Below are 24,218 nucleotides of genomic sequence, written 5' to 3'. Positions count from 1 at the left end.
ACAACTTTTATGTTTCTATCACTTTTAACAAAAATCGTACTCGTTCACATTACTAAAGGTATCACTAGTTTTCTTAGATCGTCAATAGAATCAAGCCTTAGTGGTAGTAGTAATGATGATCACCATGGATATCAGCAGGTGGCGATGCTGTTGAGAGCATGCCTGCAATCACCAACACAACAACGATTAACACCAATTCTAATCGTAACCCCCACACTAAACCTCTTACCTCTTCGCTTTCTTGTACTTTCGCTAACTTCGGCAACCAAACAAAGCGATGACAGGTAGCAATCACCATAATTAGCGCGAACAAACCAATCTTCCAAGACAAAATCTGTCCGTATATTGTCGTCCATAAATCACTCCAAGACTCTAGATACACATTTGTTAAAACAAACCCAGAGCTAGCCATAATGACGACGAGAAAAAGCGCGATTTTCGAAAAAACCTTTAACTTCTCATGCAAGAATCGAAGGGCATCTGGCTGCTTCTTAATCAGGAAGGAATAAACAATAAATCCGACTAATCCACCAAACCAAACGACTAAAGCTAGCATATGAATGGTATGCACCAATATTTGTTCGGAATGGTACGCATGACCTGTGTAGCCAAATGTAGCAATCAACAGAATCACAAGAAGTCCTTTAATGACCACCACTAATTGTCTTTGATTAAACGTGAACGCAAACAACACCGCCGCAACGACTGGCTTGATGATACTGACCATTCCGAGTGTCGTCGTTGTAAAAAGCACTTCCAGTGTTTGCCAGAAAATCCGATCTGTTACTGCAGTTTGTGTTAAGTGAATCGAACGCGACGCCATATGTCCAAACCCAGTTGCTATAAATAAAAAGAAGATAATCAGATAAAGCCATTTTTCAAACCAGTGATTAGACTTCTTCCATTTTGTAAAGGCCTCTCCTTCTTTGCGCCAAAGTACTCTGTGGAAAAAGAGCCACCCTCCCATCAAGGTCACTGCAAAAATATCTATGATTCGCAATCCTGTGTTAATACGACTAAAGATTGGCCAAATCGGTTGATTCTGTTCTTTCAATTGCTCGACTTCTTCTTCTTCACTTATGAAAACATTTTGTTCTTCTTCCTCTACTTCTTCATCAACAGGCTCCTCGATCACAACCGGCTCTTCAATTTCTTCCGCATCCACAAAAAATTGGAATGAACCGTCCGTAACATGAGTATCTAACGCAAGAATTTGCCAATAAACAACATACTCCCCATTTTCTAAAGGTGGAAGCCTTAACGTCATCGAAGAATTATCAACGCTATATTGCTCAGCTTCAATCACATCTCCAACTTCATTTTCAATACGCAACTGACTCAAATTCGTATCAATTGGTTCAGAAAACTGTACCCACACCCCAGTCGGCGCTTCCTCTAACGTCGAACCTGGCGCTGGTGAAGAAAGCTCCATATATGAGTGTCCGCCTACAACAGAAGGAAGAAACATAACGGCAGAGATAACTAACAACCATGCGATCAACTGCTTTCTCATGTAAGACACCCCTTTCTATTATGTATGATTACCAAAATAGAAACCCTGCAGAAGCTTCCGTCTCTGCAGGGAATTCTATACCTTATTGGCCTAATATAGCATCTAAACGACTTGTATCAACAAATCCATCTAAGTTAGGGTCTTTATCCATGAAAGCAAGTTCATATGATGCATCTGCCCAAGCTTGAAGAGCGTCAGCATGAGTTTCTGTTGTTACCTTCATTCTATCCCATGCGTTCACTAATACTTGTTCCGGAAGACGACTTTGTGTTAGGTTAAAAATTAAATCATTAATTGCTGTTAACGTTTCGTCTGTATTTTCATTCGCAAAATCAACAGCCGCTTTGTGTCCACGTAAGAAGCTATCCACCACTTCCGGGTTTTCTTCTAGGAATTTGTTTGTAGTTACAACAACCACACTCGGTAAAGTTTCACCAAGATACACTTCATTCCACTCAGCAATAACTTTTGCTCCTAGTTCTTCAACAAGGTACGTACCCCAAGGCTCTGGAGCTGCAGCTGCATCAATTTGACCTTGCTCAAACATCCCGATCATACTTGATGGTGCAACACGAGATTGATGCTCAACTGTACCACCAACACGATTTGATTCTAAGCCAAGCTCTTTTAACATAATTTCAAGTTGAACATTATGTGTACAACCGTTACCTGGTGTACAGAATGACTTACCGTCAAAATCTTCTAAGCTCTCTATCCCAGAACCATCACGAGCAACGATTAATGTTGCACCGTTCGCAGCTGAACCTAACACGACAACGTCTCCACCTGTTAAGAAATAGTTAATCGCCGGACCTGGTCCAACATAGCCAATATCAATATTCCCTGTATCTAACGCATCCATAAAGTCATTTCCATTTGGAAAATGTCTAAATTCCGCTTCAATCTCACCTAATTCTTCTTCAAAAAATCCTAATTCTTTCCCAACAATCGCTGCAGCATGGTCTAAATTGGGAAAATATCCAATCGTAACATCTTCAACAGCGCCTCCGCCAGTTGCAGAGCCTGAACCACATGCCGTTAACACAGTTGCAAGTAGACCAACTGACAACACACTTACTAATTTCTTCATTCTCTCTTCCCCCTATAATTCTTCTCTATTTATTTTGCATAGCCCCAACGTGCCAGCACTCGTTTTTCAATTTTATTGAAAACGAGGTATTCAATAATTAATCCCGTTATCGCAATGATAATGATAATGGAAATAACTAAATCCATATTGTAGAAATCTTTTGCATCCATTAACGTACGCCCTAATCCCCCTGTACCAAGAAGTTCTCCGGCCATTAATGCACGCCAACCAAAAGCCCAAGCAAGACGAGCACCTGTTAAAGCGGAAGGAATCGAAGCTGGGATCATTACTTTCCAGACCAGCTCAGACCCTTTGTATCCCATTGTCCTCGCTGCCCGAATCAAGAGAGGCTGAACATTTTTTAGTCCCATTCTCATATTCATCGTCATTGACCACGTACCACCAAGGACGATAATAAAGATGATTGCCGTGCCGCCACCTTGGAAAATAATTAAAGCAATTGGCAACCAAACGATACTCGGAACAGATTGCAAGGCAATGACAAGCGAACCAAGCGTTTCATCTGCGAATTTCGAACGAGCTAAAATAATTCCTAACACAGTACCAATAATAAGAGCTAATACAAACCCAATTCCGATTCGCTGTAAACTCGTAAATAACGCAGTCGCTAAAATCCCTGTTTCAAAGAAACCTTTATAAAGCTGAACAATTGCCCCAAACGGAGAGGGAAAAAGGGTAGTTGAACGGAATTCTAAAGTTAAATTTAATCTATATATGCTCTCCCATATTACGATTAGAACCGTAAAGAAGAGAAGCCTTCTGAGAACTGTAGTCATCTCCCATTTCCTCCCTCATTACTTTCTCTATTTCTCCAGCTAATTGAGACATAATTTTCTCTTCTAGCTCAACAAATTCAGGACTTGCTTGCTTCCGTGGTCTTGGTAAATCCACTTTAAATTCACCAATAATTCCACCCGGTCTAGTTCCCATTAAAATAATACGATCCGACAATAATATGGACTCACGAATGTTATGCGTTACGAACAAGATCGTTTTACGTGTCGTCTCCCAAATAAACTGAACTTCCTTATGAAGCGTAGAACGAGTTTGCTCATCTAGCGCCCCAAACGGTTCATCCATTAAGAGAATACTAGGATCCATCGCTAGCGCACGAGCAATTGACACACGCTGTTTCATTCCACCGGATAGTTCATGCGGATACGAATTTATAAATTTGCTTAGATGAACAAGCTTTAAATAATCTATTGCACGGCTTTTCGCATCTTCTTTAGTCATTTTCTTTTTCAATGCAAACATCACGTTCTCAAGCACTGTCATCCAAGGCATAAGCGCAGCTTCTTGGAAAACAACTCCACGATCCGATCCTGGTTCTTTTACAATTTGATCGCCAGCCTTCACTTCTCCAGTAGATGCATGATCTAGTCCAGCCACTATATTTAGCAAAGTTGACTTTCCACAACCAGAAGGACCTAGCAATGAAATAAATTCTCCTGACTTTACATCAAGATTAATATTTTCAAAGACTGTGTAGCTTGTTTTTTCTTCTTTATTTTGAAATGTTTTACTAACATCTTTAATTTGAATTCCAGCCATGTCTCTGTCCCTCCTTTTAAAAAACAAAGGCAAAAATTATCCATATCTTTTTACTCGGCTTTATATACCTTTAAAAGTATATAATTAAGTACAAAGAGTGTCAACAAAATTCACGATTAAGGGCTTGATTTCTCATTACAAAAAATGGTAAAATATTTCATCTTTTTTATATTGATAATAGCCTAAGAAAAAAGCCCACCATTAAATAGGTAGACTTTCTAACTTATGCTCGTTTGCTTTTCCGCTTCACTTCGTCAATATGAACCCTTTTTATGACATCGTCTACACACGAATACTTCTTTAATTTTGCAAAGATTTGCTCAATCAAAATCGGCGTTAGAACTTTATCAGGTTGAGCCAACTCATTCTGTAACATTTGCTGCAGTTGATCTCGTTTAATCACCTTAATCTCAGGTGAAGTCACTGTGATCTTTTTCAACTGACAGCGCTCACTAAAAATTATATAAGATTTATATAAACGATCATCACTTACACCGACTTTCAGCTTCAACGCATTGATATGAGCTTTATTCTGCCAAATTGGATTAAAAAATGAATACTTTTTTCTATTTGGCAGCATCTGCGTCCAGTTCTTATGCTTCTCATCGCCAAAAATCCAACCACTGTAATTCTTAGATTCTAGTACAAACAACCCTGATTCTGTAATGAACAGAACATCAATCTCTGTCGTTGTTCCATCCTGTTTCGGAATGTATAAATTGGTCATAATTCGATGGTAACCAGTTTGCTTCTTTAAACTTAGATAAGTTAAGTACTCGCCGTAATTGCCTTTATCCAGTAGCGTCTTAAAAAACGTATTGCCGCTTGCAACCTCATATTCTGAGTCTCTAAATTGTTTATATTTTGGTCCAATGATGATAGCGGCCAGTACAATTAAAAATAAAATGATTTCCATAGTTACCCCTTATTCAACTGTTATCCAAGTTTAGTTAATTAGTTTGTTCACGAAATAGTATGTAAAGTCCAGTGTGAGAAACTATTCTCAACCCGATACATCTAGTAATAAAATTTTATTCAAGTTCCACCAGAATTAATTAAAATTTGTTATACGTTGGAATTAGAGTTTTCTTTTATTTTAGAAACTTCATTTTTGAGGATTCCATAATAAACTAGGTCAATAAACTCGTTATCCTTTTTCACATGTTGCCTCAAGATCCCCTCTTTCTTAATCCCTGATTTCTCAATCACTCTTCCTGAGGCTGTATTTGAAAGAAAGCAACGAGCAAATACCTTATTGTAATTTTTTTCATAAAAAGCAAATTCAAGTACAGCTTTAGCGGCTTCAGTAGCATAACCGTTTCCCCAATATTTCTTCCCTACCCAATAAGCCATTTCGCCATGATTAAAAAGATGATTGTTCGATAATGCTATCGCGCTCCAAATAATTTTCCTGTCACCTTATCTGTAATAGCAAATTCAAAGCTCTTATTATTAGTAAAGTTATCAAGGTGATTTTGCAACCAAGATAGAGCATCCTCTACTACATACGGATAAGGTAGATATAAAGTGTTCTTATAGATGTCATAGTCATTACATAGGATGCTTACGTCTTTTGCATCGGATTCATCAAATAAACGCAGAAGAATCCAGTTTGTTTCAATTGTTTTTTCTTTTTCACTATAAACCATTTATTCTGACCTCCAAGCCACTAAAATAGCGATAGAATACTAGTTTGTTCAAGTACAATCTCACCATAACTAAAATAATATTAACATAAATATCCATATTTTCAGTGGCAAGTTACAAAACAACCTATTATTTTTCTAACTAGAGGAATCCATATGCTAGTGAATGCTAAAAGTTAAGGTTTCATCTTCAAATGCAAAGAAAAAAGGAAGGGCTCACCCTTCCTTCTTTAGCAGAAGTTCTTCTTCTACCTGACTCGCTTTTGTCAACTTAAAAAACATCATTGCACCAATAAATGAGGTACCAAACATGATTGCCCCCATCGGTACAGCGGTTGTCTCATTTATCCCAACAAACGGTGACACGAACGAACCAAGCAATAACGAGAACGTCCCTAGTAAAGCACTCGCACTACCGGCACGATGAGCCTGATGTTCCATCGCTAAAGTAAAAGTACTCGTTGTGACCATTCCCATAGATGTCATGTAAATAAATATTGGAATGACTAATAGTGCGAGCGGTCCTTCAACGATCGTCATCACTAACAAGAAAGCTGTTGCACTAACTGCAATTATTACACCAACTTTGAGTAGGTTCCTTTCATGAAAGATCCCGCCAAAACGACCAATAATGAAACTTCCCAAAATAATTGCTATACCGTTAATTCCGAACAACACACTGAACACCTGAGGTGACACATCATAAATACCCTGGTACACAAACGGAGTCCCCGCCACATAAGCAAAGCTCCCACCATGAATGAAGCCAACCGTTAATGCGTACCCGATAAAACTACGATCCTTAAACAAACTTCCCATTGTCCTTACTGAACTTCCAAATGAGCTAGGAATTCGTTTCTCCTCTGGCAACGTCTCCTTAAGCTTTAACGAAACCATTAAAACTATAAATAAACCAATTAAACTTAGAAAATAAAAAATAGAATTCCAGCTTGCAAACGGCAAAAGTAGAATCGCTCCCCCAGCAAGTGGTGCTGCCATTGGCGCCACGGCATTAATGACCATTAAAAGCGCAAAAAATTTCGTCAACTCTCGTCCGCTAAACACATCACGAACAACCGCTCGCGAAATAACAACCCCAGCAGCAGCAGTAAAACCTTGTAAAAATCGTGCGATAACTAACACAACAATATTTGGCGCCAGCGCGCAAAGAAGTGACGCAATAGCAAATAAAAAGATAGAGATTAATAACGGCTTTTTCCGCCCCTGTGCGTCACTTATCGGACCGACAACAATCTGTCCCAACGCAAGACCAAGCAAACAAGCTGTTAAACTAAGTTGCACTAACGAGGCTCGAGCCCCTAAATCATCCGCGATTTCTGGAAAACTCGGTAGATACATATCAATATTAAGAGGTCCTAATACAGCCAGCATTCCGAGTAACAACGCTAGGGCTAGACGCTCTTTTCCTGTTGGGTTTTGAAGCATAAATGTAAGACACCTTTCTGATAATAAGTAATAGTTTAGGAACTCTAAATTTATAACATTCACTAAGTATAATACATATTGAATTTGATTCCTACTATACATATAGTTCAAATCAATTGATCATTAATCAGTTAATATTACATCTGATCATAAAATTCCCCTCTTCTTTGTCTCACAAATATCATTTATGATAGTAGTAGATTTTTAGAGAGGAGAAACTTATGAAGCTGATCGCAACTGATTTGGATGGTACATTATTAAACGAGAAAAGCGAAGTGAGTTCAAAAAATATCCTGGCAATTCGCAAGGCTCAGGAAAGCGGGATAGAGGTTGTTATAGCAACTGGTCGTTCTTATGAAGCCGCAAAAAAACCTTTAATGGAAGCAGGATTATCTTGTCCAATAATCTGTGTAAATGGATCACTTGTATACTTAAAAAGTGGCGAAATAATTCGTACAATCCCTTTAGATAAAGAATCTTGTAGAAAAATTCAACTAGCATGTGAAAGTGAACATATGTATTTTGAAATTTACACGAGTAATGGAGGTTATTCCGTTAACCGTGATAAATTCATTCACGTATTAATCAATATGATGAAATCTCATTTTCCAAATGTTGAAACAGATGTACTAAAAGAAAGAATTCAGCAACGTTTCCAAGATGAAAAGATTCAAGCTACAGATGATTTTGATGTTATTTTCAACAACCCTAATATTGATGTTTATAAGTTTCTTGCTTTTTCTTTAGAAGACGTGACTTTACACAGAGTTCGTGAGCAGTTGAAAGATGAACAAGACCTTGCTATTACATCATCTGGTCACTTAAATCTCGAAATCAATCACCGTGATGCTAATAAAGGAGCAGCCCTCTCCTTTTACGCTAATAGGTTAGGAATTGAATTAGAGGATGTAATGGCTCTTGGTGATAATTTCAACGATTATTCCATGCTTGAAATAGCTGGTTTCAGTGTCGCAATGGAAAATGCTGATCCAGCCATCAAAGAACTCTGTGACTTTACTACTAAAAAAAATTCTGAACATGGCGTTGCTTTTGCGATTGAAAAAGTTCTTGAGGGAGAATTCTCAAAGCAGACTTTTTAAAGAGGTATCGAAATGTAATTCTAACAGACAAGCAGGATTGGACTCCTAAAATAGCAAAAAGGATCACCAATCTTATCATCACTATAAAAGAAGCTAGGGACTGTCCCTAGCTTCTTTTTTATTAATTAAGATAATAAAACAACCTCGTTTTACAAGAAGATTCTTCTTACTCTTTAGTTCCACACCTCTCCCGCAATCTGAATCACGTGACGAATTTTCTCCCATTGCTGCTCTTCTGTTAGTAAGTTCCCTTCTTCTGTTGAAGCAAAACCACATTGCGGACTTAAGCAAATTTGATCCAAATTAATATACGCACTTGCTTCTTTAATTCGGGCTTTTACATTCTCTGGATTTTCTAATTCACCGAATTTTGATGTGATAAGCCCTAACACAAGTTGTAGATTATCTCGTTTCACATAGCGTAATGGTTCAAATCCTCCTGAACGCTCATCATCAAATTCCAAAAATAACCCATCCACATCCAATCTTCCAAAAATGGTTTCTGCGACATTATCATAACCACCACTTGCCACATACGTAGATTTGAAGTTCCCCCGGCAAATGTGCATCGTAATCACCATGTCATCAGGCCTTTTAGCAATGGATTCATTAATCGCCCGAGCAAACAGATTTGCCAGTCCTTCAGGATCATGTCCCTTCGCAGTGATGAGTTGGTGCCCTTCTGCAGAAAAGAACAGAGACCATGATGTATCATCTAATTGAAGGTAGCGACAACCTGCATCATAAAAAGCTTGAATAACTTTTTGATAGGCCAAAACCAAGTCATCAAATAACTCAACGTCAGTCTTGTAAGTCGTGTCATCGGTCTCTTCTCTAAAAAATAACATGTTTGGACTAGGAATCATATATTTAGCGACATGATCGCCAGCAATCTGATGTAAGAACTTATAATCATCTATCATGGAGTGGTTAGTGAAATCAACTTTCCCAGTAACCTTAATAGCGTGTGGCTTGGTTTTCACTCCTTTAAATTGAATACCAGATTCCACTTCAAAGAGTTCCACTCCATCTAACTCAGCTAGAAAATCATAATGCCAGTAGGCACGTCTCAGTTCTCCGTCTGTGATTGCCTGTAAACCTAATTCTTTTTGCTTTTCAACGATACGAATGATTTCCTCGTCTTCAACTGCTCGTAATTGCTCAGCCGTAATTTCGAGTCTTTCCTTTTTTAAGCGGGCCTGTTTTAAACGTTCAGGTCTTAGGAAACTCCCTACATGATCAGCACGGAAAGGTGCTATTACTTTCGTTTTTACTTTTGACATTCACTCTCCAACTCCCTTTTTCTGTAAATATAATTCTATTTGTTATGTATCTTAGCATGGGAGAGAAGATATAGCGTAACTGCTAATATTAATAATTGGTTATAACTAAAAGTTATATCAAGATGCGTTAACATCAATAATCTTCTTTAACTCCTCTAGATACAGTTTCGCCATTCTCGTTAACTGTGTTTTTTTATGAACAATCCACCCAACCGAAATAATCTCTCCTTCATCAAGAGGAACAGACACAATATCAGAACCATTTAAATCTGAATTTAAAATTCCAGTAGAAATTGTATATCCATTTAAACCAATTAGAAGATTAAACAGTGTCGCACGGTCACTAACCTGGATACTCTTTTTCCGTGGAATCGTGCTGAAGATTTCCTCTGAATAATAAAAGGAATTAAATTCTCCCTGCTCAAAGGATAAGCGTGGATAACTCTCTAAATCCTCTAATTTAACTGACGTTTGAGAAGCGAGCGGATTTTCAGAACTCACAAAAATATGTGGGGTTGCCTCAAAAAGTGGATGAAACTCCAAACCTTCCTCCCTCAACATTTGCATCATTACTTTCTCATTAAAAGAGCTCTTATATAAGATCCCAATTTCGCTACGTAGATTTTTCACATCTTCAATAATCTCATACGTTCTTGTTTCTCTTAACGTAAATTGATATTCATCAGCACCATGCTTTTTAATCATTTCCACAAATGCGTTAACTGCGAACGCATAATGCTGCGTCGAAACGGAAAACAACTGTTGGGAAGGAGCACTATTAAAATAGCGACGCTCCAACAATTCAGTCTGTTCAACGACTTGTCTAGCATATCCAAGAAACTCCGCCCCATCTGGTGAGAGTGTGATTCCCCTAGATGTCCTTGTAAAAATAGTAATACCTAGCTCTGTTTCAAGCTCTTTTACTGCTTTCGATAAGCTCGGTTGTGAAACATAAAGCCTTCTAGCCGCTTCGTTGATAGAACCACAAAGTACGATTTCTATTACATACTTTAATTGTTGTAAAGTCATTTGAATTCCCCCTGTACTTACTGTATGATTTTCTTCATTTTCATAGAGGAAAGCCGTAGTTTCCTAGATTCTTTGATAGACTATTTTCTAACTACCAGCTCTTGGTTCAATGTAACTATTATACATCTTTTTTATAGTCATCAGAAAACTGAAAAAGGTAGTACGATTCTCTTCAAATGAGCAACCCATTAAATTTGTGATCCCATTCAACTAATTTATGATCTGAAATCGTCCTTTTCTGATCCGACTAAGCGTTTTTATGTGCCTATACACCACTTTTATGAGCCAATACATGTTTCTACATAGAAAAAAGAAGGGATCCCCCCTTCTTTTGCTAGTAAAACTCTTCTATTATTCTTAATTGCTTTATACCAAATAAATACCTGTTTCCAAACTTGTGGATTTAAACAATTACGCCTTTCTCTCTTGTAACTCTTTTAAAATCTGCGGATACTCTTTATCTAACTTATAAAAATAGAGGAAAATAATTTGAATGACTGAAAACACTAACGGAATATAAACGAATAGAGCTATGAGTGTCGCGTTTGCTGATGCTGACTGCTCCGCTACTCCTCCTACATATCCACCAAATGATAACGCCCAACCCATCATCGCAGCACCTAGACCCATTCCTACTTTTGTTCCGAAGCTTCCAGCGCTATAGACTAGCCCTTCTGTTCGAACGCCTGATTTCCATTCACCGTATTCAATCGTATCTGCTAGCATCGCAAAGATTGACGCGATTAATGGTACGCCGCCAATTCCGCGAATCACCGAACCGATTAAAACTAGAGTCCAGCTTGAAGGATCAATCGCAATGATGATTGTTCCGATTGCTCCGATTAGAAGACCTCCGATAATGGCATTACGTTTACCGAATTTTTTGATAATTGGTGCTACAAATAGGATTCCAACCATCATTGGGAATAAACCAGCTAGCCCCATTGGACCGACTAAAGCAGGGTTGCCTAAAATATATTGTGCGTAGTATACGTTTAGCCCTTGACCTAGTCCCATTGAAGCATAAGTAACAACAGCGAAGCCAAGCATGATTGCCCAGTATTTGTTTTTCATTAATGCTCTTAGACCAACTTTTAATGGTACTGTATTTGTATGTGATTCGCCTTCACCAGCTGGCTTTACCCGCTCTTTCGTCGTTAAAAATGTAATGATAAAAAGAACCGCTGATAGCACTGCAAACACCCCAAATGCAAGTTGCCAGCCTTGCTTGCCTCCACCAAATGCTTGAACAAGAGGGAAAGTGCAATACATAATAAGAACTGTTCCAATAAGTGCCATAAGCATTCTGTAAATATTTAGTTGAGAGCGTTGATATTGATCTTGAGTGATTAAGGAATTTAAAACACCATAAGGAATATTGATTGCTGTATAAATAATGTGAATCAGATTATAGGTAATCGCAATATATACAAGCATCGCAACTGGCCCTAAATCAGGGACACTAAAAAGGAGAACTGCTGCTACGGCATAAGGAATTGCCATCCATAATAACCATGGTCGTGCTTTGCCATGTTTTGATTGTGTTTTATCAACTATTGCTCCCATTCCGATATCTGTGAAACCATCAAGTAAACGTGAGAATAAAATAATCGTCCCGACTGCTGCTGCAGAAGCTCCTGCAACATCGGTATAGTAAAAAAGTAAAAACATGCCGACTGCTGCGAAGACTAAGTTACTTGCTAAGTCCCCGAACCCATATCCTACTTTTTCTTTAAAACTGATGTTTGCTCCCGCCGGTGTAACCGGTGTCTTTTCCTTCAACTTACGTACTGCCATTTTAAACCCTCCTTTACAACTGGTAAAACGCTTACATATATTTGGAAAATGATGAATGTTTTTTATTTGGGCTGTATTTCTACAGCCCCTTTTTAGTTTTTATACTATTTGTGATTTCTTATTATTTAATTGATCAATCAGCTCATTTAGCATTTGTTCTGAGAAACGCTCATTGTTGAACGCTGCTAATGCACGGAGTGGCATGTATTTCATCATCGCCTCGAACATTTCTGGGTTATCCTCTAATGCCTCAGCCATTCCACTGTCTTGATTCATTTCAGCCATCGCAGCTTGTATCACAACAGCGTGATCTGGATTTTGAAGTAGATCTCCAATGGTTGTGTTTCTCGTTACTGGTTTCGTGATAGCAGGTGTTGTGGAGTGGACCATAACCGTTTCCGTTAAGGCAATGTCTACAGAAGAGCTTCCTACTAAAATAGTGAATTCCCCGCTTTCAACATACCAGTCTGCAAGATCAACGTGATAGTAAGCAAAAGCACGTTTGTCTAACGTAATCGTAAACTTTTTCTCTTCTCCTGGTTGTAGTTCTACTTTTTCAAAGCCTTTTAATTCTTTTTCAGGTCTGACAACACTGCTTTTTACATCTTTCACGTACAGTTGAACAATTTCTTTTCCTGCTACATTGCCCGTATTTTTCACGGTGACTTGAACGTCGACTGTTTCTGTATCTTGTAATTCCTTCTTATCTACAACTAGATTCGTATACTCAAAAGTGGTATAGCTTAAGCCGTAACCGAATGGGAACAATGGCTTGATTCGCTTCGTATCATAGTAGCGATAGCCAACAAAAATTCCTTCTTTGTATTCAACCTTATCTCCCTCACCAGGGAAATTTAGATAAGATGGGTTGTGGCTCACATCAACAGGGAATGTTTCAGCTAGCTTTCCAGAAGGGTTAACTGTGCCGAATAGAAGATCCGCAATTGCTCCACCTAATGCTTGCCCTCCTAAGTAGCCTTCAAACAATCCTTTTACCTTATCTAGCCACGGCATTTCAATTGGTGCACCATTGCTTAATACAACAATAATATTGCTTTGTACTTCGGCAACAGCTTCAATTAAACTGCGGTGATTCTCAGGAATGTGAAGATGCTCACGGTCATAACCTTCTGATTCATAGCGGTCTGGTAACCCGACAAACAACACAGCTACATCAGATTTACTAGCAACCTCTTTTGCTTCCTCTAATAACGCTTGGTCAATGTCATCTGTTTTTAAATCGTAGCCTGGAGCAAACGCGATCTCTGTACCAACTACCTGCTCGATTTCTTCTAAAATATTATCTAGTTTCGTTGGATTCACGTGTGAGCTTCCACCGCCTTGATATCTTGGTGTTTTCGCAAATGCTCCAATTATTGATAGTGTTGTCTCTTTCGCTAAAGGTAGAATATTGTTTTCATTTTTTAGCAATACCATACTCTCACTAGCTACTTTTCTCGCAAGTTCATGGTGTGCGGCTTTATCATAGGTTGCATTCGCTACTTTGTTGTCAACAGCTTTAAACGTGATTCTTAGTAAGCGTTCAACAGCTTGATCGAGCTTTTCTTCTGAAAGACTGCCATTTTTAATAGCTTCAACGATTTTGCGGTCACCCATGCCGTTACTTGAAGGCATTTCAAGCTCAAGTCCCGCCGCTAGGGCATCTATTCGTTCGTTCACAGCTCCCCAATCTGATACAACAAACCCTTCATGACCCCATTCTTCTTTTAAGATATCTGTTAGCAATGTTTTGTTTTCGCCAGCAAATTCACCGTTCACTTGATTATACGAGCACATCACTGTCCAAGGCTGAGCCTTCTTCACTGCTCCTTCAAAGCTTGCAAGATAAATTTCACGCAACGTTCTTTCGTCAATTACAGCATCCGTTGACATACGACGGTGCTCTTGGTTATTGGCTGCAAAGTGCTTCAGTGATGTACCGACTCCTTGACTTTGCACTCCGTTAATATGACTCGCTGCTAGTTCTGAAGATAAAAATGGATCTTCTGAAAAGTATTCGAAATTACGACCGCATAAAGGTGAACGCTTAATATTAGCACCAGGCCCTAATAAAACAGCTACATCCTCTGCCTGACATTCTTCTCCGAGGGCAACACCGACTTGAGTTATTAAATCACGATCCCATGATCCAGCTAAACCTGCGGCTGATGGAAAACAAGTGGCTGGTACACTATCATGTAAGCCGAGGTGATCGCCACTGCCATCTTGTTTTCTTAGTCCATGAGGTCCGTCTGTCACCATAATAGAAGGAATTCCAAGTCTTTCAATTCCCTTTGTATTCCAGAAGTTCTTACCTGAACACAAACTTGCCTTTTCTTCTATTGTCATTTGTTTAATTAATTCTTTAATATCTCTCGTCATCTTGCTTCCTCCTTTAGTGTTTGCAAAAAGTTTATGAAGCGCTTTCATATTTGAATTATAAGTTGATACAATCTTTATGTATGGTATTATTTAGTTAAGTTTTGTATTTATTTGTTCTGAATATTCTAGAATTTGAGGTGTTCATTATGAGTTCTTCGTTTTTAACAGAAGTCGAGTATATCTGTAAGCTTGTTTACGATACGTTTAAGTTACCAGTTGTTTACTATAATCAAAACGATGAACCCATTTTTGAATTTGGAGTTAGAGCTAAACCTCCTACTTTTACACCTTCTAAAAAAGCTCAATTAGAGTTATTAAATTCAGTTCAAAAGGCTCGATCAGGAGCACCCGTTTTAACATCTTCCTATCCCATCGAAAACTTTCTTTCATTAGTCGTTGACTTTTCCGGAGATCAGTTAGGGACTATGATAATCGGCCCTTCACTCTACCATGTCGTTCAAAATGAAATGATTAAAGGTTTTAAAAATGACCTTCACCTAACAGTTGACGAAGAAAGATTAAAGAACTATTTTTCCTCTCTTCCCATTGTTCCAAAATCAACGTTACTACATATTGGTCAAATGACTTACTATCTTCTTTATCATAAAAAGATTGATATTTTGGACATCGTTGAATTACACAATACAACTGATCATAGAATTCCTGAAATAGAAAATTCAGATTTACAATTATCTGAAAATAGACAAACAAAATTATTTCATCATTCCTATTTGCGTGAAAAAGAAGTATTTGGCTGTATCACTGAGGGCAATAAAGATAAGCTGTTTTCAAAGATCGCCTCTATGGTTGGTGCAGGTCAACTAGGCGTGCTTTCAAAGCGAAGCCATATCCGAAATCACAAAAATTTAGCTATTACCGCTATCACTTTGGCAACTAGAGCGGCAATGGACGGTGGACTTGAACAAGAAACGGCTTATACGTTAAGTGATCTTTACATTCAAACAATTGAAGAAGCAGGAACAGTCGTTCAAGTGGAAAGAATACAAACAGAGGCTTTGAGTGATTTTACGGACCGCGTGAAAAATTCCAGACAAAAAAAATACTCTCAACCGATAAACACATGCCAAGCTCATATATTTAAGAATTTATACGAGGATCTCTCCTTAACAGAGCTTGCTGATGTAACAGGAATGAGCCCAAGCTATTTGTCTAAATTGTTTAAGAAGGAAGTCGGCATGTCATTAAGTGTTTTTATTCAAAATGAACGGATTGACGAAGCGAAAAAGTTGCTCATTTTTTCGCAGTATTCTCTCACAGATATTTATACGATGTTAAACTTTACTGATCAGAGTTATTTTACTAAGGTGTTTAAGAAAGTGACGGGGATGACACCAAAAGAGTTTAAGAAGAGTAATGGGTGAGGTCATATTATAGAAACTAGATCAATTCTATCCGAACTTTTCAATTATGAACACACTGAAGGGTTTTGGACATCTAAGTTATTTATTTGAACCAACCAAAAAATGCTTAGATTTATATCCAAGCATTTTTTGGTGTTTATTCTATATGTTTTACCTCCTACACAACTTCAGCAATTTTCTTGCCTTGTTGAAGCTGATACATTTGAAAATACTTCCCTTTTTGAGCTAAGAGCTCATCATGGTTTCCTCTTTCCACAATTTCTCCTCTATCTAATACTAGAATTTGGTCAGCGTTTCTTATAGTAGAAAGACGATGTGCAATGATAAACGTGGTCCTTCCTTCTTTTACGATGTTTAGGGCATGTTGAATCATCGCTTCTGTTTCTGTATCAATATTGGCCGTCGCCTCATCTAAAATGAGAACGGCTGGATCATAGGCGAGTGCTCGTGCAAATGAGATCAATTGTCTTTCCCCTGCTGATAGGGTACTTCCTTTCTCAACAACTTTCTCGTCATATTGATTAGGAAGCTTTTCAATAAAACGATTCGCCCCAACAGCTTGTAGTGCTGCTTTAATTTGTCGTTTGGAAATTTCCGGATTATCCAAGCTGACATTTGACTCAATTGTCCCTGTGAATAAAAACGGATCCTGCAACACAATTCCCATATGTTTTCTTAATTGTTGACGCGGAAGTGTGCTTGCATCAATCCCATCAATCGTAATTTGGCCTCGTTCAATGTCGTAATATCGAAACAAAAGATTAATAATTGAACTTTTCCCAGAACCGGTATGCCCAACTAACGCGACTGTTTCTCCTTTTCTCGCATCAAAACTAATGTTCTTTAATACATCATTTTCACCGTCATATGAAAATGAAACCTGATTAAAGCGAACATTTCCTTCGTATCTAGGCAAGGGCTCTACATTAACCTCTTCACCTTTTTCATCAAGTAACTCAAATACCCTCTCCGAAGCCACACGCGCTTGTTCGAGTTGTGCCAATTGATTCACAATGTCTGTTACTGGTTGGAACAAACGGTTTAAATAATCAACAAATGCATACAACATTCCAATTGAAACAATCCCAGCAGCCGTCATTGATTGACCTGCGAAATACCAAATTAAAACGACAAATGCAACGTTACGAAGAACAAAGACTAAGTTGTGAGACGTTAATGCATTTAAGCTAAGCAATTTATTTTGGTACGTGAAATGTTCTTCATTTAACGTTTCAAACTCTTTAGAAGTATGTTCTTTTCTTCGGAATGCCCGTATGATCGGCATCCCTTGAATAGATTCATTAATCATCCCATTAATGTCACTATTTCGTGTTCGAATTAAGTGATTGTATTTCGAAGCATATTTTCGATAAAGAATCATCCAGAGAATAATAATCGGGACAACAATCATGGTCATAAGAGCTAGTTTCTTATCTAAGAAGAATAGCGCGATAAAGATACCTGTCATGTAGATTGTACTTGTAAAAAAGGTTGCTAATACTTTCACGTATAACTCACGAATCGCTTCTGTATCATTGGTCACGCGAGCTACTATTTTCCCCGCAGGACGATTATCAAAATACGAGATTGGAACTCGTTGAATATGTTCAAACACGTCGGTTCTCATCTTTTGAATAATTCGATTAGCTGCTTTTTGAAGTAATAGTGATTTTCCATATTGAAAAAAGGCAGCAATTACTAACAACCCTACATAAAAAGCAAGCAAGGAAATAATCGGCTTAATTTCGGGTTGATAGAAGGCAAATAACTGTTCTTGATTTAACCTTTCAACTAAATAAGTCGCTTCATTAGCACCCTGTCTAACCGTTAATATATCTCCTGTAACGGTTCGCTCGCCATCAAAGGACAACGATTCTCTCGTTTCATAGAAAGAGCGTCCAACTTGAACTAATTGCAATTTGCCATCCGCTATTACATCACCATCAGCGACGTACGATTCTCTTTTAAAATACTGACCGTTATAAAGGACTGTTTTCTCTCCTTGATTTTCAACTTCTACCCAAGGTGTTTCAATTCCCATCATATGGTCATCAATCATTTTCTTAGCGATAAAAGGACCTGTTAACTCAGCCGCAACAGCTACAGTAAGCATCGCAAGCGCAATAAGGATAGTCCTTTTGTAAAGAAGTGCATATTGAAAAAGGCGTTTACCTGTCTTTTTTTCTGCCATTTAACTCACCTCTCCATATGAATCAGCCTGTTGGCGATCGAATTGCTCTTTGTACCAGCCATTTTCTGCTAGAAGTTGTTGGTGAGTTCCTTCTTCAACTATTACTCCGTCCTCCATCACAATAATCCAATCCGCATGCTGTACTGCTGAAAGACGATGTGCTGTGATAAAGGTTGTTTTGCCAGCTCTTTCTTGACGAATGTTTTCAATGATTTTCGCTTCTGTTTTTCCGTCCACTGCTGACATCGCATCATCTAATAATAAGATTTCCGGATCTTTAATTAACGCTCTTGCAATGGAAATTCTTTGTTTTTGTCCACCAGACAAGGCAACACCTTTCTCTCCAACAAGGGTATCTAACCCCTTAGGCATGGTTGATTTATCGAAGTGAAAGGAAGCGAGTTCAAGCGCACGTTCAATTTCAGATTCACTGACTTCATCTTTACCGAAATAAAGATTTTCCCGAATCGTACGAGAAAATAAAATTTGCTCCTGAGGAACATACCCTACCCATGACAACACTTGATCAATAGAGATTTGCTCAATTGGAACCCCAGATATCTCTACCGTACCTGTGCCTAATGGATACTCCCTTAACAACTGCTTAAGCAATGTCGTCTTGCCACTACCTGTCTTGCCGACAATCCCAATTGTCTGACCTCTGTTTACATGTAAGCTAACATTTTTCAGATTATCAATCGTCGATGAAGGATACCGGAATGTAACATCTTTAAAAGAAATGGTTTCCGCCACTGGAACTTGTGTCACATTTTCATGATCCCAAACATCTGATTTGTACGTGATCGTTTCATTCACACGATCTAATGAAGCATTTCCACGTTGAAGGACATTTATTAATTCTCCAACTGCAAACATAGGCCATATTAACATTCCTAAATAAATATTAAAGCTAACTAATTCTCCAAGAGTAATGGTTTGATAGAAAACAAGATAAGCTCCGTAACCGAGTCCAATAACATAACTAAGTCCTACGAGAATCTTAATCGTTGGTTCAAATAATGCATCGACTCTAGCAACCGCCATGTTTTTTTCAAACACATCCTCAGTCGAATCATTAAAACGTTTCTCATCAGCCTTCTCTTGAACGTATGCCCGAACGACCCTGACACCAGCAATCGACTCCAGAACATTGTCGTTTAAATCACCAAACGCATTCTGAGCAACAGTGAACCGCTTATGAATTTGCTTCCCGTAATAATTAATGGCAATCGCCATAAGTGGAAGAGGAAGTAAAGCCGCTAATGTTAGTTGCCAGCTTATCGTAAACCCCATTACTGCAATGATAATAATCATAAAAATTGTTGAATCAATTAACGTTAAAATCCCAAAGCCAGCTGTCATTGAGATAGCTTTTAAATCATTTGTGGCACGAGCCATTAAATCTCCAGTTCTATTTTTCTCATAAAAACGAGGAGTCATAGAAAGAAGATGTCGCATAAAGCGCAACCGTAATATCCGCTCTATTAAAAAAGCTCCACCAAACAATTGATACATCCATACGTACGTAATAACATAGCTAACAACAATCAATCCGCCGTAAAATAACAGAATTTCTCGTAATCTTTCTCCTGTCATTTGCCCGAACTGGATATCATCAATCGCCATTCCAATAAGCTTTGGTGGAATTACATCTAACACACTCACTATAATTAGTAACGTCACCGCTACTGTGTAACGCTTCCAATATTGCTTAAAAAACCAACTTAACTTTCCAAGAACTGAGAACAAATAAGTCCCTCCTTCAATTTATCACTGAGAAATTGCCGTTAGCCACCTTTAATCCAATCCAAATAAATCATACGAATCACCTTTTCCTGCTTCATCAAAAACCTCTCCTTTCAATATTGATATATATTGTGAACAAGCAATAGCTTGTTACAAACAAAAAAGTAGTTAAAATTGGACACAAAAAAGACATCATGCGTCAGTTGCACAATGTCTTATAAAACCATAACAAAGCGCACGTCACTAACATAGTGACCTGCAAGTTTAGTGGATAAAAAAAAGTCTAATCTACTAACTTTATAAAAAAGTACGGGCCACAAATTTATATGAAGTTGTTTGATTTCTTACCGGTGTCATTGTCACTTGTAACCCTCCATTCAATTTAATATCTAACAAAGATTAGTTTATAATTTCCAATTATTGTTGTCAATAAATTTTCACATTTTAATTGAATTTGTGCTTCCATCACCGAAAGAATTATGTTCACTTATTTCTTTTTAGTCATTATCGCTCTCCTCTGAATCAAGCTGTTAAATGAATTGGAAGCTTTTAACGCTATCTTTTTTCACAAATTCCCGATATAATTTCCCGTTGAAGGAAGGAGTATGATTATGGCAAAAGTAAAGCAATTTATTTTTTTTGACTTTGAGATGCTTTGTGCTAATAAAGGGTTAACGTTTGAAGCAATGGAAGCTATCCGCTTAGGTGCCGTTAAATACGATCTTGAAACAGAACAGATCACCTCTTTTGATCAATTCATTAAACCAATCTCAACTAAACCTTTAAGTAATTTTTGTAAGACACTTACCGGAATTAAGGATGAAGATCTTCAAGACGCAGCTTCGTTTAAAGTTGTTTTTAAAGATTTTTTAACCTGGGTTGGCGGAGTAAAAAAATCTAGATTTTTTTCATGGTCACCTAGTGATCTATCTCGGTTAAAACTAGATGCTTTGAAACACGAGGTTTCACAGTCAACGATCAACAAAATAGAGAAACGTTATGTTGATTTTCAAGCAATTTTTACTAAGCGCGTATCAAATTCAAATGTTTCAGTTGAAGGGGCTCTCAAGCTTTACGAGCTTGATTTTATCGGAGAAAAACACAACCCTATGTATGATGCTTACAATACTCTTCGAATTTATCTTCAGTTCCTAGATCAGCCATTAGCATCTGATTTAATTATGTTAAAAACATTTATATTTGAAACTGAAGATTTTCCAATTGAACAGATGAATAAACAACTCCAGCGTAAATTAATGAAAGAAGTATCATCCTTTTCGGAGAAACTGATATATTTCATATAAAAGAAGCTAAGAAGCGGTTGAAACAAACTAGAAATCTAGTGAAAAAATATCACAACATTCTTATCAATCGCTCAGGAATCTTTAACAAAGAAAATCAAATGTTAGTTGAACAGCTTATTTCTTTTTATCACGATTTCATCGTGACGTACGAGGAACATAAAGCTTATTCTTCAAACATCTTAATACTAAGTGATTATGTAATCACTTCAGTTGAACAACTTACTTTGAAGAGAGGATGAAAATCTTCCTTCATACATAACTTTCCAAACTAAAATAGACGCCTGCTTCGGCGCCTACTTCAGCATTAACCTTCTGTAGTAGATACAGCATGTTGCACAGCCATTCCAATTATAAACCTTGAGCTGTTTAGACATGCAACTTGGACATAAATACCGTTCACAATAAGGACATTCTTTCCCATTTGAATCGGTAGCCCCGATACTTCCACAATCTGCACAACGATCAATTGCCATCCCGATTCCCCCTTGATTTAACTATATGGAGGACGACTTATAGTTAGACCAAAAAGCGAATTTCAAATGACCCCATTAAAACTTGTGATTTTATTTTTTGCCCCAACATCTCCCTACATTCTGTTTAACTACAACTTTACTTGTCTAGAATAATACAAAGTAATTCATGTAGTTTATGTTTGGAGGGTTTTATGATTTCGTTTCGCGGCGACGCACATAAATTTTATTTAAGGTTGCAAAAAAAAGCAAACAAAGGAATAGATCCAACCCAAGTAAAAGAAATTCAGGAACTGACGGATATTCAAAGTTTTTATGAAACGATTAACACTTCAACTCTTAGAAACATTCATTACCGAGTGTTAAAAGAAAAAAACGGTTCTGGACTGATTCCCATCCTCGTAACGGCAGTTCCTTGGATTTTATTTATTTTCGGGACTCAAGTACAAGCTTTTTTCGAGAATGATGATAGTTATTTGTGGCTTCTATTTGTTTTCCTTTATTTAATAGCTGTTACAATCAGTGTTAGTATACATTTCCGTGAGCGCTCATGGGCAACCGTTCATTCAAAAATAATTGAAGACATCGTGCAAAAACGCGAAGGTCTAGTAACAAATCAGTAACAAACAAAGATCAAATCTCGGTAAGATTACATAGAGGCATCTTATCATTCTCGATTATCTAGGAGGGCACTGAATAGGTTGAAAACATAGCTCTGTCAGGGAACTTACTTTTTCGTTTGTTGTTGCTTATAAATATTCCAATGCCTGTTTTAAGTCATTCCAAATATCTTCCCACGCTTCAAGGCCAAGTGATAATCTAAGAAGTGTATCAGAAATTCCCATCTCTTCACGAATAGGTTTAGGCACAACCGCATGCGTCATTGAAGCAGGATGTTGAATGAGTGTTTCGGCATCACCTAAGCTAACGGCAATGGGGATTAACTTTAATTGGTTTACAACCCGTATCGTATCTTCATACGTTCCGTTTAATTCAAATGAAAGAAGTCCCCCGGCTTTTCTCATTTGTTTTTTCATGACAACATGTTCAGAGTTTGCTTGAAGCCCTGGGTAATAAACAGCTTTCACTTTTGGGTGACGATTTAATTCTGATGCAATCTTCTCAGCCGTTGCACAGTGTTTATCCATTCTAACAGCTAGTGTTTTTAAACCACGTATTAATAGCCATGCATCAAACGGTGAAATAATACCACCGATGTCTTTTTGAGTCGTACTTTTTATTTTACTAATTGTTTTAGAATTACCTACAACGATCCCCCCCCACTACATCACCGTGCCCCCCGATATATTTCGTAGCACTGTGTACAACTAGATCACAACCTAATCGTAGAGGTTTCTGAAGATAAGGAGTTGAAAATGTATTATCGACAATAACGGGTATTCCTTTTTCCTTCGCAATACGAACTATTAATTCTAAGTCGATTAGTTTCATCGTTGGATTAATTGGAGTTTCAATATAAATGCAACTTGTATTCTCTTTGATTTGTGACAAGATTGCTTCACGAGAATGTAAGGTAGAAAATGTATGGCCGATATTATATTTATCTTGTAACATCTCTAGCAGTCCAAATGTGCACCCATAAACACCCTTCGAACATAAAATATGATCATTAGCTTTTGTTAACGCAATGAGAACAGCTGAAACAGCTGCCATACCAGAGCCAAAGGCTAAAGCAGCCTCCCCCTCTTCTAAGTCTGCCATTCGATCTTCTAAAACCTTAACCGTTGGATTTGAGAGTCTTGAATAGATATAGCCTTGTTCATGACCTGCAAATCTGTTTGCTCCTTGTTCGACTGAAGAAAATGTAAATGTAGATGTTTGATAAATGGGAGGGGTTAAGCTATCGGTATGTTCCTTCTTACTATAACCAGAGTGGATGGCCTTCGTTTCAAACCTGTGCTGTTTAGTCATAAGATCCTCCTCACTATTTGTAAGCGCTTTCTACAATCATCATATTTTCTCTTTGTAATTTTTGTTACAGCACTTTTTCACGGGGCTAGGCTCCCCCAAATAATAGAATAATAATGGCAGCAATCGCGCACCCAATGACACCGGCTGTTAAAAATGGTCTTAAGTAATCTAATCTTTTCAACTGTGATCACCCTCTCATTCCTTTGCTCTAGATATTTATTTATATGTATGAGCGAGCTTTCTTAAAACGCCGAACTTGCAGAAAAAATAGTTCTTACTATATCATGTCCATGTTTATTGTTTGATTCCCTGATCATCTGATAAAATAGTAA

Annotated in this window: 20 protein-coding genes and 1 pseudogene; 5 read left to right on the top strand and 16 right to left on the bottom strand. The window is 37.8% G+C overall.

The genetic code is table 11. The features are described from left to right. Positions 1-97: 97 nt before the first annotated feature. From JCM9157_RS08335 to JCM9157_RS08305, 8 genes are all read right to left on the bottom strand, one after another. A complete protein-coding gene (locus JCM9157_RS08335) occupies positions 98-1,513 on the bottom strand; it encodes a copper resistance CopC/CopD family protein (protein ID WP_035663797.1) in 1,416 nt (471 codons plus the stop codon). Positions 1,514-1,595: 82 nt separating this feature from the next. Continuing rightward, positions 1,596-2,603 carry an aliphatic sulfonate ABC transporter substrate-binding protein gene (locus tag JCM9157_RS08330; protein ID WP_035663794.1) on the bottom strand — a complete coding sequence of 336 codons (1,008 nt, stop codon included), beginning with the start codon at positions 2,601-2,603 and terminating at the stop codon, positions 1,596-1,598. A gap of 29 nt (positions 2,604-2,632) precedes the next feature. After that, complete coding sequence (locus JCM9157_RS08325; protein WP_035663791.1) at positions 2,633-3,400, bottom strand: ABC transporter permease; 768 nt, start codon at positions 3,398-3,400, stop codon at positions 2,633-2,635. Next, complete coding sequence (locus JCM9157_RS08320; protein WP_035663788.1) at positions 3,333-4,178, bottom strand: ABC transporter ATP-binding protein; 846 nt, start codon at positions 4,176-4,178, stop codon at positions 3,333-3,335. Before JCM9157_RS08320 ends, JCM9157_RS08325 begins: the two co-directional genes overlap by 68 nt. 223 nt (positions 4,179-4,401) lie before the next feature. After that, positions 4,402-5,094 carry a nuclease-related domain-containing protein gene (locus JCM9157_RS08315; protein ID WP_035663786.1) on the bottom strand — a complete coding sequence of 231 codons (693 nt, stop codon included), beginning with the start codon at positions 5,092-5,094 and terminating at the stop codon, positions 4,402-4,404. 149 nt (positions 5,095-5,243) lie between these two features. Continuing rightward, entirely contained in the window at positions 5,244-5,531 is a 288-nt protein-coding gene (locus JCM9157_RS26025) for a GNAT family N-acetyltransferase (protein ID WP_369384715.1), read from the bottom strand. A 35-nt stretch (positions 5,532-5,566) separates the two neighbouring features. Then, positions 5,567-5,827, bottom strand: a complete 261-nt coding sequence (locus JCM9157_RS26020) for a GNAT family N-acetyltransferase (protein WP_369384714.1) — start codon at positions 5,825-5,827, stop codon at positions 5,567-5,569. Between the two features lie 213 nt (positions 5,828-6,040). Next, the gene (locus tag JCM9157_RS08305) at positions 6,041-7,270 is read right to left on the bottom strand and encodes a Bcr/CflA family efflux MFS transporter (RefSeq protein ID WP_035663784.1); all 1,230 of its coding nucleotides are present in this window, start codon (positions 7,268-7,270) and stop codon (positions 6,041-6,043) included. A gap of 221 nt (positions 7,271-7,491) precedes the next feature. Here JCM9157_RS08305 and JCM9157_RS08300 point away from each other — a divergent pair, with 221 nt between their 5' ends. Then, complete coding sequence (locus JCM9157_RS08300) at positions 7,492-8,370, top strand: Cof-type HAD-IIB family hydrolase (RefSeq protein ID WP_035663781.1); 879 nt, start codon at positions 7,492-7,494, stop codon at positions 8,368-8,370. 173 nt (positions 8,371-8,543) lie between these two features. On the opposite strand, the gene JCM9157_RS08295 is transcribed toward JCM9157_RS08300, so the two are convergent. The 4 genes from JCM9157_RS08295 to JCM9157_RS08280 form a co-directional block, all read right to left on the bottom strand. After that, entirely contained in the window at positions 8,544-9,653 is a 1,110-nt protein-coding gene (locus JCM9157_RS08295) for a 5-methyltetrahydropteroyltriglutamate--homocysteine S-methyltransferase (protein ID WP_035663779.1), read from the bottom strand. Positions 9,654-9,770: 117 nt separating this feature from the next. Continuing rightward, entirely contained in the window at positions 9,771-10,682 is a 912-nt protein-coding gene (locus JCM9157_RS08290; protein WP_035663777.1) for a LysR family transcriptional regulator, read from the bottom strand. A gap of 411 nt (positions 10,683-11,093) precedes the next feature. Continuing rightward, positions 11,094-12,479: an MFS transporter gene (locus JCM9157_RS08285; RefSeq protein ID WP_052013026.1), complete on the bottom strand. Its 1,386-nt coding sequence runs from the start codon at positions 12,477-12,479 to the stop codon at positions 11,094-11,096. Between the two features lie 99 nt (positions 12,480-12,578). Beyond that, the gene (locus JCM9157_RS08280) at positions 12,579-14,861 is read right to left on the bottom strand and encodes a beta-glucosidase (protein WP_035663773.1); all 2,283 of its coding nucleotides are present in this window, start codon (positions 14,859-14,861) and stop codon (positions 12,579-12,581) included. A 146-nt stretch (positions 14,862-15,007) separates the two neighbouring features. On the opposite strand from JCM9157_RS08280, the gene JCM9157_RS08275 reads away from it, so the two are divergent. Then, positions 15,008-16,243: a helix-turn-helix domain-containing protein gene (locus tag JCM9157_RS08275; RefSeq protein ID WP_035663770.1), complete on the top strand. Its 1,236-nt coding sequence runs from the start codon at positions 15,008-15,010 to the stop codon at positions 16,241-16,243. A gap of 157 nt (positions 16,244-16,400) precedes the next feature. Here the strand turns inward: JCM9157_RS08275 and JCM9157_RS08270 are convergent, their stop codons facing one another. Further along, positions 16,401-18,434 (bottom strand): ABC transporter ATP-binding protein, encoded by a 2,034-nt coding sequence (locus JCM9157_RS08270; protein WP_035663768.1) that lies wholly within the window; start codon positions 18,432-18,434, stop codon positions 16,401-16,403. Further along, positions 18,435-20,183: an ABC transporter ATP-binding protein gene (locus tag JCM9157_RS08265; protein ID WP_035663767.1), complete on the bottom strand. Its 1,749-nt coding sequence runs from the start codon at positions 20,181-20,183 to the stop codon at positions 18,435-18,437. Between the two features lie 608 nt (positions 20,184-20,791). Here JCM9157_RS08265 and JCM9157_RS08260 point away from each other — a divergent pair. After that, complete coding sequence (locus JCM9157_RS08260; RefSeq protein WP_235714863.1) at positions 20,792-21,484, top strand: 3'-5' exonuclease; 693 nt, start codon at positions 20,792-20,794, stop codon at positions 21,482-21,484. A gap of 17 nt (positions 21,485-21,501) precedes the next feature. Next, entirely contained in the window at positions 21,502-21,723 is a 222-nt protein-coding gene (locus JCM9157_RS25265; RefSeq protein WP_235714857.1) for a hypothetical protein, read from the top strand. A 65-nt stretch (positions 21,724-21,788) separates the two neighbouring features. On the opposite strand, the gene JCM9157_RS24600 is transcribed toward JCM9157_RS25265, so the two are convergent. Then, complete coding sequence (locus JCM9157_RS24600) at positions 21,789-21,950, bottom strand: hypothetical protein (protein WP_156321480.1); 162 nt, start codon at positions 21,948-21,950, stop codon at positions 21,789-21,791. Between the two features lie 198 nt (positions 21,951-22,148). On the opposite strand from JCM9157_RS24600, the gene JCM9157_RS08255 reads away from it, so the two are divergent. Beyond that, entirely contained in the window at positions 22,149-22,577 is a 429-nt protein-coding gene (locus JCM9157_RS08255; RefSeq protein WP_035663765.1) for a hypothetical protein, read from the top strand. 126 nt (positions 22,578-22,703) lie between these two features. Here the strand turns inward: JCM9157_RS08255 and megL are convergent. Continuing rightward, positions 22,704-23,886 (bottom strand): annotated as a pseudogene (megL, locus tag JCM9157_RS08250) (methionine gamma-lyase). Positions 23,887-24,218: the final 332 nt, after the last annotated feature.

Source organism: Halalkalibacter akibai JCM 9157 (assembly GCF_000513135.1).
Classification (GTDB): Bacteria; Bacillota; Bacilli; order Bacillales; family Bacillaceae_D; genus Halalkalibacter; species Halalkalibacter akibai.
This window is presented reverse-complemented; position numbering and strand designations above follow the sequence as displayed.